General features: G+C 68.9%; 13 protein-coding genes and 1 pseudogene. 12 read left to right on the forward strand and 2 right to left on the reverse strand.

What is annotated here, in order from left to right:
• Positions 1-31 precede the first annotated feature (31 nt).
• The 10 genes from hrcA to leuA all read left to right on the forward strand — a co-directional run bounded on the left by hrcA (position 32) and on the right by leuA (position 9,992).
• Positions 32-1,072 (forward strand): heat-inducible transcriptional repressor HrcA, encoded by a 1,041-nt coding sequence (gene hrcA / locus WA967_RS05010; protein WP_424419791.1) that lies wholly within the window; start codon positions 32-34, stop codon positions 1,070-1,072.
• A 22-nt stretch (positions 1,073-1,094) separates the two neighbouring features.
• Entirely contained in the window at positions 1,095-2,207 is a 1,113-nt protein-coding gene (dnaJ, locus tag WA967_RS05015; RefSeq protein ID WP_424419792.1) for a molecular chaperone DnaJ, read from the forward strand.
• A 16-nt stretch (positions 2,208-2,223) separates the two neighbouring features.
• On the forward strand, positions 2,224-2,952 hold the full coding sequence (locus WA967_RS05020; protein WP_424419793.1) for a 16S rRNA (uracil(1498)-N(3))-methyltransferase: 729 nt from the start codon (positions 2,224-2,226) through the stop codon (positions 2,950-2,952).
• 14 nt (positions 2,953-2,966) lie between these two features.
• Entirely contained in the window at positions 2,967-3,314 is a 348-nt protein-coding gene (locus WA967_RS05025) for an HIT domain-containing protein (RefSeq protein ID WP_424419794.1), read from the forward strand.
• 85 nt (positions 3,315-3,399) lie between these two features.
• The gene (locus WA967_RS05030) at positions 3,400-4,425 is read left to right on the forward strand and encodes a PhoH family protein (RefSeq protein ID WP_424419805.1); all 1,026 of its coding nucleotides are present in this window, start codon (positions 3,400-3,402) and stop codon (positions 4,423-4,425) included.
• Positions 4,422-4,880, forward strand: a complete 459-nt coding sequence (gene ybeY, locus WA967_RS05035; protein ID WP_424419795.1) for an rRNA maturation RNase YbeY — start codon at positions 4,422-4,424, stop codon at positions 4,878-4,880. Before WA967_RS05030 ends, ybeY begins: the two co-directional genes overlap by 4 nt.
• Positions 4,877-6,163 (forward strand): hemolysin family protein, encoded by a 1,287-nt coding sequence (locus tag WA967_RS05040; protein ID WP_424419796.1) that lies wholly within the window; start codon positions 4,877-4,879, stop codon positions 6,161-6,163. Before ybeY ends, WA967_RS05040 begins: the two co-directional genes overlap by 4 nt.
• The gene (era, locus tag WA967_RS05045; protein WP_424419797.1) at positions 6,156-7,049 is read left to right on the forward strand and encodes a GTPase Era; all 894 of its coding nucleotides are present in this window, start codon (positions 6,156-6,158) and stop codon (positions 7,047-7,049) included. Before WA967_RS05040 ends, era begins: the two co-directional genes overlap by 8 nt.
• 66 nt (positions 7,050-7,115) lie before the next feature.
• The gene (locus tag WA967_RS05050) at positions 7,116-8,063 is read left to right on the forward strand and encodes an NADP-dependent oxidoreductase (RefSeq protein WP_424419798.1); all 948 of its coding nucleotides are present in this window, start codon (positions 7,116-7,118) and stop codon (positions 8,061-8,063) included.
• Positions 8,064-8,237: 174 nt separating this feature from the next.
• Complete coding sequence (gene leuA / locus WA967_RS05055; protein ID WP_424419799.1) at positions 8,238-9,992, forward strand: 2-isopropylmalate synthase; 1,755 nt, start codon at positions 8,238-8,240, stop codon at positions 9,990-9,992.
• Between the two features lie 84 nt (positions 9,993-10,076).
• Here leuA and WA967_RS05060 read toward each other — a convergent pair whose 3' ends face one another.
• Positions 10,077-10,763 (reverse strand): trimeric intracellular cation channel family protein, encoded by a 687-nt coding sequence (locus tag WA967_RS05060; protein WP_424419800.1) that lies wholly within the window; start codon positions 10,761-10,763, stop codon positions 10,077-10,079.
• Positions 10,764-10,799: 36 nt separating this feature from the next.
• Between WA967_RS05060 and recO the strand changes: the two genes are divergently transcribed.
• On the forward strand, positions 10,800-11,543 hold the full coding sequence (gene recO / locus WA967_RS05065) for a DNA repair protein RecO (protein ID WP_424419801.1): 744 nt from the start codon (positions 10,800-10,802) through the stop codon (positions 11,541-11,543).
• Positions 11,540-12,343, forward strand: coding sequence for an isoprenyl transferase (locus WA967_RS05070; RefSeq protein ID WP_424419802.1), 804 nt, complete (start codon positions 11,540-11,542; stop codon positions 12,341-12,343). The genes recO and WA967_RS05070 overlap by 4 nt, the downstream gene beginning before the upstream one ends.
• A gap of 25 nt (positions 12,344-12,368) precedes the next feature.
• Here WA967_RS05070 and WA967_RS05075 read toward each other — a convergent pair.
• Positions 12,369-12,635 (reverse strand): annotated as a pseudogene (locus WA967_RS05075) (hypothetical protein); the annotation flags it as partial.

Consider the following 12,635-nt stretch of genomic DNA (forward strand, 5'->3'; position numbering starts at 1 on the left):
TCTAGAGGTAAGAGTGCCAGCGGGAGGGATCATGGTCACAGAACGGGGACTCGAGGTCCTCCGCGCGATCGTGCAGGACTACGTCGCCACTCATGAGCCGGTCGGCAGCAGGTCGATCGTCGAGCGGCACGCGTTCGGCGTCTCGGCGGCGACCATCCGCAACGACATGGCGCAGCTGGAGGACGAGGAGCTCATCGCCGCACCGCACACCTCGTCGGGGCGTGTGCCGACAGACAAGGGCTACCGCGTCTTCGTGAACCATCTCGCACAGGTGCGTCCGCTCTCCACCGGGCAGCGCAATGCCATCGAGGCCTTCCTCGCCGACCCTGCCGATCTCGACGACCTGATGGCCCGCACCGTGCGGGTGCTCACGCAGCTGACAGGACAGGTCGCGCTGGCGCAGTACCCGTCGTTCGCGCGCGCCAGCATCACGCACATCGAGCTGGTCGCACTGACGCCGAATCGGATGCTGGTGATCCTCGTCACCGACGCCGGCGGCGTCTCACAGCGCATCGCACCGCTGCCCATCGAGCTCGACGAGGCGGATGCGGCGGTGCTGCGCGCGCGGCTGGCCTCGCTGATCACCGGGCGTGCCGTCAGCGATGCGACCGACCGCATCCTGTCGCTGGGCGAGCCCGAGCAGCCCGGTGCGCGCCGGCTGCAGCCCGCGCTGCTGGCCCTGGCCGCGGTGATCTCCGAGGAGCTCGCGGAGTTCCGGCAGGAGAAGCTGGTGATGGCGGGGGCCGCGACGCTGGCGCGGCGCGAGCAGGACTTCCGCGGCAGCATCCATCCGCTGCTGGAGGCCATCGAGGAGCAGGTCACGCTGCTGAGGCTGATGAGCGAGATGGTCACGGACGAGCACGGGCTGGCCACCAGCATCGGGCTCGAGAACGCGTCGTTCGGCCTCGGTGAGGCATCGATCGTGACCAGTGACTACGCGGCGCCCGGCGGCACGGCCCGGGTCGGTGTCATGGGCCCCACCCGCATGGACTACCCGAGCAACCTCGCGGCCGCCCGCGCCGTGGCGCGCTACCTGTCGCGCATGCTCGAGGAAGACGGAACGACCCGGTGACCCGGGTGTCAGAAAGGTGATCGTGGCGGACCATTACGAAGTCCTCGGGGTGTCCCGGGACGCGAGCCAGGACGAGATCAAGAAGGCGTACCGCAAGCTCGCCAGGCAGTTGCATCCCGATGTGAACCCGAGCGAGGAGGCGTCCGAGCGGTTCAAGCTCGTCACGCACGCCTATGACGTGCTGGGTGACGAGGAGTCCCGCCGCCGCTACGACATGGGCGGCGACGAGCACGGCAGCGGGTTCAGCGGCTTCGGCGGCTTCGGCGACATCTTCGAGACCTTCTTCGGCGCCGGTGCCGGCGGCGGGCGACAGGCGCGCCCGCGCTCTCGGCGGGAACGCGGCGAGGACGCGCTCGTGCGGGTCACGATGGACCTGGGCGACGTCGTCTTCGGCGCGCACCGCGACATCGAGGTCGACACCGCCGTGCTGTGCGAGACGTGTCAGGGCAGCTGCTGCGCGCCCGGCACCTCGCCGGTCACCTGCGACGTGTGCGGCGGCTCCGGCCACGTGCAGCGCCAGGTGCGCAGCCTGCTCGGCAACGTGATCACCACTCAGCCCTGCGGTACCTGCGAGGGCTTCGGCACGGTCATCCAGGTGCCCTGCGGCGGCTGCGCCGGCCAGGGGCGCGTCCGCACCCGTCGTACGGTGTCGCTCGACATCCCGGCAGGTGTCGAGACCGGCCTGCGCCTGCAGCTGCCGGGCTCCGGCGCGGTCGGCCGCGCGGGCGGCCCCAACGGCGACCTGTACGTCGAGGTGACCGTGGCCCCGCATCCGGTGTTCAGCCGTGAGGGCGACGATCTGCTGGCCACGCTGGAGGTGTCGATGGCGGATGCCATCCTCGGCACCACCACGAGCATCGACGGGCTCGACGGCTCGGTCGACCTGGAGCTGCGCGCCGGCGTGCAGTCCGGCGATGTGCTGACCATCGCGGGCCGTGGCGTCACGCCGCTGCGGGGCAGCCAGCGCGGCGACCTGCGGGTGGGCGTACAGGTGGTCACGCCCACCAAGCTGGACTCCGCGCAGCGCAAGCTCATCGAGGACTTCGCGAAGAAGACCAAGGCTCCGGCCCCCAAGCTCGCGCAGTTCCAGCAGGGGCTGTTCTCGAAGCTGCGCGACCGCTTCCGCAGCCACTGACCCCGACAGGAGCCGCATGGCACTGCACTTCATCGTGCCGGACTGCACGGACGCCGCCGTCGGCGAGGTGATCGCGCTCACCGGCGCCGAGGCCAAGCACGCCTCGGTGGTGCGCCGCGTGCGCGTGGGCGAGAGCGTCACGCTCGGCGACGGCCGCGGCGTGTGGATCGAGGGCGCTGTCGAGGACGTCTCCGCGGCCCGGGTGACCGTGCGCGTGTCCGCGCGGCGCGTGCAGGAGACTCCGGAATCCCGCATCGTGCTCGTGCAGGCGCTCGCGAAGGGCGACCGCGACGAACTCGCCGTGCAGGCCGCGTGCGAGCTGGGCGTGGATGAGATCGTGCCCTGGCAGGCCGCGCGCAGCGTCTCGCGCTGGGAGGGGCCGAAGGCGTCCAAGGGGCGGGAGCGCTGGTCGACGATCGTCCGCGAGGCCGCCAAGCAGGCGCATCGCGCGTGGGTTCCCGAGGTCGCTCCGGTGACCACCACGGCGCAGCTCGCGGAGCGTGCGGCAGAGGCCCGGATGCTGGTGCTGGACCCGTGGACGCAAGCCCGGCTCTCCGGCATCCGCTCCGACGGACGCGACATCGTGCTCGTGGTCGGACCGGAGGGCGGCATCGCCCCGGAAGAGCTGGATCGACTCGAGGGCGCCGGTGCCGAGCGCGTTCGGCTCGGTGACACGGTGCTGCGCACCTCCACCGCCGGACCGGCGGCCATCGCGGTGCTCTCCGCCGCGCTGGGCCGCTGGTAACTAGACTGAAGCCCATGAGTGAGCCCTCGATCTTCACGCGCATCCTGAACGGGGAGATCCCCGGCGAGATCGTCGCCCGGAACGACCGTGTCTTCGCGATCCGCGACATCAATCCGCAAGCCCCCCTGCACGTGCTGGTGATCCCTCGCAGCGAGCAGTACCGTGACGTCACCGAGCTCGCCGCCGGCGATCCGGGACTGATGGCCGACATGGTCGCCATGGCCAAGCAGATCGCCACCGAGCACGCCAACGGCGAGTACCGGCTCATCTTCAACAACGGCGCCAGCGCCGCGCAGTCCGTCTTCCACGTGCACGCCCATGTGCTCGCGAACATCGAGGAGAACAAGCTCGTTGGCTTCTGATATCCCGTCGCCGTCCGACGGCGACGCCCCGCAGTTCCCCGCACGGCCCGAGCGCACCGAGCGCATCTATGCCGACGGGGTCGCCATGGTGCAGCTGCTGGGTCCGCAGGACAGGCTGCTGCGGATGCTGGAGAAGCAGCATCCGCGCGTGCAGGTGATGGTGCGCGGCAACGAGATCACCCTCGGCGGAGCGCATGCCGATGTCGACGCCGCGAAGCGGCTGGTGGAGGAGCTGCTGGAGATGACGCGCGCCGGTGCCGACCTGGTGCCCAGCGACGTGGAGCACTCCGCCCGCATCCTGCGCAGGGATGACGGGCCGCGCCCCAGCGAGGTGCTGGGCGAGGCCATCCTCTCCACCCGCGGACGGGTCATCCGGCCCAAGACACTCGGGCAGAAGGAGTACGTCGACGCCATCGAGCAGAACACGATCGTGTTCGGCATCGGGCCTGCAGGCACCGGCAAGACGTACCTCGCGATGGCGAAGGCCGTTCAGGCGCTGCAGCGCAAGGAGGTCGAGCGGATCATCCTGACCCGCCCGGCCGTCGAGGCGGGGGAGCGACTGGGATTCCTGCCGGGCTCGCTGACCGACAAGATCGACCCGTACCTGCGCCCGTTGTACGACGCCCTCAACGAGATGATGGACCCCGAGATCGTGCCGCGGCTGATGACCACCGGCACCATCGAGGTCGCGCCCCTCGCATACATGCGCGGGCGCACCCTGAACAACTCCTTCGTCGTGCTGGACGAGGCGCAGAACACCACGCCCGAGCAGATGAAGATGTTCCTGACCCGACTCGGTTTCGGAACCAAGATGGTCGTCACCGGCGACATCACGCAGGTCGACCTCCCGCAGGGCGCGTCGGGCCTCCGGCTCGTCACTCGTGTGCTGGACGGCATCGACGACATCCACTTCTCCCGCCTGACCAGCGAAGACGTGGTGCGCCATTCGCTGGTCGGCCGCATCGTCGACGCGTACAGCGAGTATGACGAGCGCCGCACCGCCGCGCGCTTCGAGCGCGAGCAGGCGCACGAGTTCGCGAACCGCGCGGAGCGGCGCACGGGTGCGCGGGCGAACCTCAGAGACCGCAAGCCGAAACGGGGCCTGGAATGATCGAGATCAACAACGAGTCGGCCATCGAGATCGACGAGACCGTGCTGCAGCGCCTCACCGACTTCAACCTCGAGCAGCTGCACGTCAGCGCGGACGCCGAAGTGGCGATCGTGCTGGTCGACGAGGGCGCCATGGAGGCGCTGCACGTGCAGTGGATGGACGAGCCCGGCCCCACCGATGTGCTGAGCTTCCCGATGGACGAGCTGCGTCCGGGCACCCCCGACAGGCATACGCCCGCGGGTCTGCTGGGCGACATCGTGCTGTGCCCGCAGGTCGCCGAGGGCCAGGCGCAGACCGCCGGCCATTCCCTGATGGACGAGCTGATCCTGCTGACCACGCACGGCCTGCTGCATCTGCTGGGCTTCGATCACGCCGAACCCGACGAGGAGCGTGAGATGTTCGGACTGCAGAAGTCGTTGATCGAGGCCTTCGCGCACGCCGAACGTCGCCGATGACCCCTGTCATCCTGCTTGCTGTCGCGGTGCTGCTGATCGCGTTCGGCGGTCTGATGGCGGCCGTGGATGCCGCCTTCTCGGTGACTTCGAGCACCGACCTGGATGAGCTGGCGACCGGCCGCAGCGCCGCCGCGCTGCACAGGATCGCCGCGGACCCGGATGCGCATGTCAACGCCGTCGCGTTCATGCGCGTGCTGTCCGAGACCACGGCGGCCGTGCTCGTCACGGTGGCGCTGGACTCGTTGCTGCCCAGCATCTGGTGGGCGATGCTCGCGGCGGCGGGGCTGATGACCGGGATCACCTTCATGCTGGTGGGCGCGAGCCCGCGCTCGTACGGTCGGCTGCACGCCGAGGGCATCCTGCGGGTCTGGGCGCCGTTGGTGCGCGGGGTGCGTGTCCTGCTGGGCCCGCTCGCGCAGGCACTGGTGCGGGCCGGCCGACGTGTCACGCCGGGTGGGTCCCGCAGCAGCTTCGCGTCCGAAGAGCAGCTGCTGAGCATGGTCGACGAGGCCGCGTCGCATGACCTGATCGAGGAGGACGACCGCGACCTGATCCACTCGGTGTTCGACTTCACCGATCAGTTCGTCCGTGCGGTCATGGTGCCGCGCACGGAGATGATGACCGTGGACGCTGCGGCCACCACCACCGAGGCCATGGAGCTGTTCCTGCGCACCGGCGTGTCCCGCATGCCGGTGACCGATGATGACGCTGACGACGTGGTCGGCGTGCTGTACCTCAAGGATCTCGTGCAGTTCGCGTACCGCGACGAGAGCGCGTGGCGCGGAGCGCCGGTGCGCCCCATCGCACGACCCGCGGTGTTCGTGCCCGAGTCGATGCGTGCCGAGACGCTGCTGCAGCAGATGAAGCGGGATGCCGTGCACGTGTGCATCGTCATCGACGAGCACGGCGGCATCTCGGGCCTGGTGACGCTGGAGGATCTGATCGAGGAGCTGGTCGGCGAGATCGTCGACGAGTACGACCGCGGTCCCGCCGAGGTCGTGGAGCTCGGCGACGGACGGTACCGCGTGAGCTCGCGGCTTTCGCTGGAGGATGTCGGCGACCTGTTCGGCCTGGAGCTGGAGGACGAGGACGTCGATTCGATCGGCGGCCTGCTGGGCAAGGCGCTCGGCCGGATCCCGCAGCCCGGCGCCACGGCATCCGTGGATGGACTCGTGCTCACCGGCGGCGCGTCGCGCGGGCGGGGGCGAGGCATCGCCACGGTGTTCGTGGAGCGGGTGCCGGAGGAGAATGACCACGTGGATGGAGAGCACCGGGATGACTGAGACGCGCAGTGGATTCGTGACGTTCGTGGGACGGCCGAACGTCGGCAAGTCCACGCTGACCAACGCGCTGGTGGGCGAGAAGATCGCCATCACCAGCGACAAGCCGCAGACCACCAGGCGGGCCATTCGCGGCATCCTGAACCGCCCGGACGGGCAGCTCGTGATCGTCGACACCCCCGGCATCCACAAGCCGCGCACGCTGCTGGGCGTGCGCCTGAACGACCTCGTCGAGCAGGTTCTGGGAGATGTGGACGTGATCGGCTTCTGCGTGCCGGCCACCGAGAAGGTCGGTCCCGGCGATCGGCGGATCGCCGCGTCGCTGGACGGCTATCCGCGCGCGAAGAAAGTGGCCATCGTCACCAAGACGGATGCCGCCGACAAGGACGACATCGTCGAGCGCCTCATGGAGGTGGACTCGCTTCGCGAGGACTGGGCGGCGGTCATCCCACTGTCGGCGCTGGGGCGCGAGCAGCTGGACGTGCTGGCCGACGAGATGCTGCAGCTGATGCCCGTGGGCCCGCGGCTGTACGAGGAGGGCGTGGTCACCGACGAGTCCGACGAGGACCGCATCGCCGAGATCATCCGCGAGGCGGCCCTCGAGGGCGTGCGCGACGAGCTGCCGCACTCCATCGCCGTCGTGGTCGACGATGTGGAGCCGCGCGAGGACAGCGATCTCACCGATGTGTACGCGTCGATCGTCGTGGAGCGCGACAGCCAGAAGGCCATCATCATCGGCCGGAAGGGCTCCCGCTTGAGAGACGTCGGAGCCCAGGCCCGCAAGGGCATCGAGGAGCTGCTGGGCACCCGCGTGTTCCTGAAGCTGCACGTGCGCGTGGCCAAGGAGTGGCAGCGCGACCCCAAGCAGCTCGGGCGCCTGGGCTTCTGAGCGAGCCCCGTCCGTCAGCCGGGTCGCGGGAGTAGCCTCGAGTCGGATGTCGAGGAAGGATGTGACATGGCCAAGCACTGGATCGCGCCCACGTGGGGAGCGCCCGAGACCTGGCGGTTCGTCGAGTACGAGCCCTCGGCGCCCGTGCAGGGCGAGGTGACGATCCGCGTGCACGCGGCCGGCGTGAACCCCGCCGATGCCAAGCACGTCGCAGCTCCGCGCCCCGGCGTCGAGCTGCCGGAGCCGATCGGGTACGAGGTCTCCGGCGTCATCACCGCGATCGGCCCCGACACCGGGATCGTGACGGGACCGGCGTCCGTCGGCGACGAGGTCATCGCGTTCCGCGTGCGCGGCGGGTACGCCACGGAGGTCACCGTGCCCGCTCAGAAGGTGCTGCGCAAGCCCGCGACGCTCACGCACGCTCAGGCCGCGAACCTGCTGCTGGTCGGCACCACGGCATCCGCCATGCTGCACGCGGTCGACGTGCAGCAGGGGGAGACCGTGCTGCTGCACGCGGCCTCCGGCTCGGTCGGGATGAGCGTGCTGCAGCAGGCGGCAGTGCTCGGCATCCGCGTCATCGGCACGGCCGGCCGTGCCCGCTTCGACGAGGTGCGCCGCTTCGGCGGCATCCCTGTGGAGTACGGCGACGGACTGGCGGCGCGCATCCGCGCGGCGCTGGCGGATGCTGGTGTCGAGCGCATCGATGCGGCGCTGGACGCGGCGGGGACGGATGAGGCGACGGCGACCTCGCTGGACTTCGTCGAGGACCGTCAGCGCATCGTGACGATCGTCGCGCGGAAGGCCGCGTCCGAGCATGGATTCCTGGCGAGTTCCGGTTCCCAGCCCGAGACGGCGCGGTACCGGGACGAGGTCCGTGAGCGTCTCGTCGAGCTCGCCGAACAGCGTCTGCTCACTGTTCCGATGGCACGAGAGTTCCGCCTGGGCGAGGCGCCGGCGGCGCTGGAAATCGTCGCGTCGGGGCATCCGGGCGGCAAGATCGCGCTGGTCCCCTGACGGGCGCCCGGTCACAGTGATGAGCAGAGTGCCAAGTCGGGTGTTACCATCTAGGCATGCGTCTGGGCGGTCTGCTTCTTCTTAGCTGCCGCGACGAGTCCTGATCTTCGGGCCTTCTCGTCGCGGCGCTCGTGTTTGGCCTGAGCACAATTCCCACGAAGAAGAAGCCCCATCATGAAGAACACACAGAAGCCCTCGTCGATGCCGGTCCACAAGTACCGGCCCTTCCACGAGCAGGTCCGTGTCGACCTGCCCGACCGCACCTGGCCCTCCAAGCGGATCACGCAGGCGCCCCGCTGGTGCGCCGTCGACCTGCGCGACGGCAACCAGGCCCTCATCGATCCGATGTCGCCCGAGCGCAAGCGCGTCATGTTCGACCTGCTGGTGAGCATGGGCTACAAGGAGATCGAGGTGGGCTTCCCGTCCGCCAGCCAGACCGACTTCGACTTCGTGCGCCAGCTCATCGAAGAGGACCTGATCCCCGACGATGTGACCATCCAGGTGCTGACGCAGTGCCGCGAACACCTCATCAAGCGCACGTACGAGGCGATCAGCGGTGCCAAGCAGGCCATCGTGCACTTCTACAACTCCACCAGCGTGCTGCAGCGCGAGGTCGTGTTCCGCTCCGACCGTGAGGGCGTCAAGCAGATCGCCCTGGAGGGCGCGCGGCTGTGCCGCCGGCTGGAGAAGGACGTCGCGGGAACCGAGGTCTACTACGAGTACTCGCCCGAGAGCTACACGGGCACCGAGCTGGATTACGCCGTCGAGGTCTGCAACGCCGTGCTCGAGGTGCTGGAGCCCACGCCCGACCGCAAGGTGATCATCAACCTGCCTGCCACCGTCGAGATGGCGACCCCCAACGTGTACGCCGACTCGATCGAGTGGATGAACCGCCACCTGGCGCACCGCGAGAACGTCATCCTGTCGCTGCACCCGCACAACGACCGCGGCACCGCGATCGCCGCGGCAGAGCTGGGCTACATGGCCGGCGCCGACCGCATCGAGGGATGCCTGTTCGGAAACGGCGAGCGCACCGGCAACGTCGATCTGGTGGCGCTGGGGATCAACCTGTTCACGCAGGGCATCGACCCGCAGATCGACTTCAGCGACATCGACCACGTCAAGCGCACCGTCGAGTACTGCAACCAGCTGCCGGTGCCCGAGCGCCAGCCGTGGGTGGGGGACCTGGTCTTCACTGCGTTCAGCGGGTCGCACCAGGATGCGATCAAGAAGGGCTTCGAGTCCATGGCCGCCCGGGCCGTGGAGCAGGGCGTCACGGTCGATGAGATCGAGTGGGCCGTGCCCTACCTGCCTGTCGATCCGAAGGACCTGGGTCGCTCGTACGAGGCCGTCATCCGCGTGAACTCGCAGTCCGGCAAGGGCGGCGTGGCCTACCTGCTGAAGGCCGACCACGCTCTGGACCTGCCACGCAAGCTGCAGATCGAGTTCTCGGGCGTCGTGCAGGCGAAGACGGATGCCGAGGGCGGCGAGGTCACCAGCGACCAGATCTGGTCGATCTTCAACGACGAGTACCTGCCGGCCGACGACGAGGAGAACAAGTGGGGTCGGTTCGAGCTGCTGGGCACGCAGACCCGCAGCGACATGTCCGGCGAGGTCTCGCTGGAGGTCGTGCTGCGTGACGGCGAGGAGCGCGAGGCGACCTCTGCGCACGGCAACGGCCCGATCGCCGCGTTCATCGAGATCCTGCGCGGGCGCGGGTTCGACATCTCGCTGTACGACTACGTCGAGCACACCATGTCCAGCGGCGGCGACGCGCAGGCAGCGGCCTACATCGAGCTGCAGGTCGACGACCACCGCCTGTGGGGCGTCGGCATCGACGGTGACATCTCCACGGCATCCCTGAAGGCCATCGTCTCGTGCGTGAACCGCTCGATCCGCAGCCGTCAGGAGGAGCTCGTCAGCGCCTGACCCGATGCGCCGACGCTTCGACAGGCTCAGCGACCCAGAGCACTGAGCTCGCGATATGGGACTTTGAGCCTGTCGAAGGGACGGTCACGGCTTGATGATCGGGATCATCCCGGTCTCCGTCGCGACCTTGCGACGGTACAGGCGCCGCTGCTCGGGCAGTGAGACGTCGTAGAGCACGGCCAGAATGCGGATGACCGCGGTCACCACGATCCCGGTGACCGCGGCGACGGTGATGTTCAGACCCAGCAGATGCATGACCACGGTTGCGGTGCATCCGACCCCGGCGGCGACTGCGTACAGCGACCCGACGTGCATGATGGCCACCGGCAGTCCCATCAGGATGTCGCGCAGCACACCGCCGCCGACCGCCGCGCACACGCCGATGAACACGGCGGGGATCGGCGGGATGCCGAAGGCGATGGCCTTGCTGACGCCGAAGGATCCGAACATGCCGATCACGACGGCGTCCAGCACGACGATGAACGTGTTGATGCGATTGAAGACCCCGGCCAGCAGCATCCCGAACAGTGCTGCACCGGCCGCCGTGATCAGGTACCAGTTGCTCTGCAGCGTGGCAGGAGGCTGGCCGATCATCAGGTCGCGGATGAGACCGCCGCCCATGCCGATCATGATGCCGATGATGGCCACACCCAGCCAGTCCAGGCGGCGCTGGCCCTGGAAGCCGGAGGCGAACATGGCGCCCTGGATGCCTCCGAGTCCGACGCCGAGCAGGTCGGCCCACAGCGGGATGTTGAACAGCGGTTCGGTCACCCGTCCATTCTCTCGTGCGCGGGGGATAATCGTTGAGTGCCCACCTACCGAGACGAAGCAGTGATCCTGCGCACCCACAAGCTGGGTGAGGCGGACCGCATCGTCACGATGCTCTCGCGACGCAACGGCAAGATCCGCGCCGTGGCGAAGGGCGTGCGGCGCACCTCATCGAAGTTCGGCTCGAGGCTCGAGCCGTTCATGGTCGCCGACGTGCAGCTGTACCAGGGCCGGTCGCTGGATATCGTGCAGCAGGCCGAGTCGCTGGGAGCGTACGGCGCGGACATCGCCGTCGACTACGAGCGCTTCACCGCGGCCAGCGCCATGGTGGAGACCGCCGACCGGCTCAACGAGTCCGAGGCCACTGCCGACCAGTACCTGCTGCTGGTGGGAGGGCTTCGCTCGCTCTCACGCGGGGAGCACGCCGCGCGCAGCATCATGGACTCGTACCTGCTGCGGGTGATGGCGCTGTCGGGCTGGGCCCCGGCGCTGGTGGACTGCGCGCGCTGCGGTGCGCCCGGTCCGCACACGCACTTCGGCCCGCAGCTGGGAGGCGTGGTCTGCAGCGACTGCGCTCCGGCGGGCAGCCCGCGGATCTCGGCATCCACTCTTGCGCTGCTGCAAGCGTTGATGGGCGGGGACTGGGGGACGGTGGATGCTGCATCTCCTGGCGACCTGTCGTCGGCATCCGGCGCCGTGGCGGCCTACACGCAATGGCATCTGGAGCGCGGCATCCGATCTCTTGAGCACGTGACCAGCATTCCGAGAGTGGGAGCCCGGTGACCCCGAAGCCGTACACGCACAAGGACGCCGTGCCGTTCCGCCCGCTGGACTGGACCGGTATCCGGCCGCCGGCTTTTCCCGCCGTACCGAACCATGTCGCGATCGTGATGGACGGCAACGGCCGCTGGGCCAACCGGCGCGGGCTCAGCCGCATCGAGGGGCACAAGGCCGGCGAGGAGGTGCTGCTGGATGTCGTGGCCGGCGCCATCCAGGCCGGAGTCAAGCACCTGTCGGTCTACGCGTTCTCGACCGAGAACTGGGCCCGCTCGCCCGAAGAGGTGCGGTTCCTGATGGGCTACAACCGCGACGTGCTGCACCGCCGGCGGGACCAGCTCAATGAGTGGGGCGTGCGGGTGCGGTGGGCGGGTCGCAGGCCGCGGCTGTGGGGCTCGGTGATCAAGGAGCTGCAGTTCGCCGAGCAGCTGACCCGAGGGAACGACGTGCTGACGCTGACGATGTGCGTCAACTACGGCGGCCGGGTGGAGCTGGTGGATGCCATGCGGGAGCTGGCCTCGGAGGTTCAGGCCGGAAGGCTCAGGCCGAGTGCGATCACCGAGAAGCAGATCCGTCGGCACCTGTACGTGCCGGACATGCCGGATGTGGATCTGTTCCTGCGCAGCTCGGGGGAGCAGCGCACCTCGAACTTCCTGCTGTGGCAGTCGGCCTATGCCGAGATGGTGTTCCTGGACACGCTGTGGCCGGACTTCTCGCGCGAGGAGCTGTGGCGGGCGATCGGGATCTACCTGTCGCGGGATCGTCGGTTCGGCGGCGCGGTGGACGCCCCGGACGGGTCGGCCTGACCTGGACGCACTGGTCCCTTGACTCTCAGAAGGGGCTGTCGCTCGTGCTGGCGGGCGCATCCCAGATGGATGGCGCGCGATCCTCGCCGGTGGGTGTGAACATGACGCGTGCGGGTGGTCGGTCGATGTGCTCGACTCCGTGAGGGCTGGTCCAGGTGATGGACCAGTCCGGGTTCTGGCGTGCTTTCCACCGGTATTGGTCGGGGATGTCGGGGTGTTTGAGTGCGTGGTGCGTCAAGCAGAGATGCGCGAGGTTGCCGAGCGACGTCGTGCCGCCTTTGGCCCAGTCGTG

It is taken from the genome of Microbacterium sp. (assembly GCF_049650565.1).
Lineage (GTDB): Bacteria > Actinomycetota > Actinomycetes > Actinomycetales > Microbacteriaceae > Microbacterium.

Excerpts from the sequence above, each read along its gene's own strand:
- hrcA (WP_424419791.1), top strand. The coding sequence starts at position 32 with ATGGTCACAGAACGGGGACTCGAGGTCCTCCGCGCGATCGTGCAGGAC.
- WA967_RS05020 (WP_424419793.1), top strand. The coding sequence starts at position 2,224 with ATGGCACTGCACTTCATCGTGCCGGACTGCACGGACGCCGCCGTCGGC.
- WA967_RS05025 (WP_424419794.1), top strand. The coding sequence starts at position 2,967 with ATGAGTGAGCCCTCGATCTTCACGCGCATCCTGAACGGGGAGATCCCC.
- WA967_RS05030 (WP_424419805.1), top strand. The coding sequence starts at position 3,400 with ATGGTGCAGCTGCTGGGTCCGCAGGACAGGCTGCTGCGGATGCTGGAG.
- ybeY (WP_424419795.1), top strand. The coding sequence starts at position 4,422 with ATGATCGAGATCAACAACGAGTCGGCCATCGAGATCGACGAGACCGTG.
- WA967_RS05040 (WP_424419796.1), top strand. The coding sequence starts at position 4,877 with ATGACCCCTGTCATCCTGCTTGCTGTCGCGGTGCTGCTGATCGCGTTC.
- era (WP_424419797.1), top strand. The coding sequence starts at position 6,156 with ATGACTGAGACGCGCAGTGGATTCGTGACGTTCGTGGGACGGCCGAAC.
- WA967_RS05050 (WP_424419798.1), top strand. The coding sequence starts at position 7,116 with ATGGCCAAGCACTGGATCGCGCCCACGTGGGGAGCGCCCGAGACCTGG.
- leuA (WP_424419799.1), top strand. The coding sequence starts at position 8,238 with ATGAAGAACACACAGAAGCCCTCGTCGATGCCGGTCCACAAGTACCGG.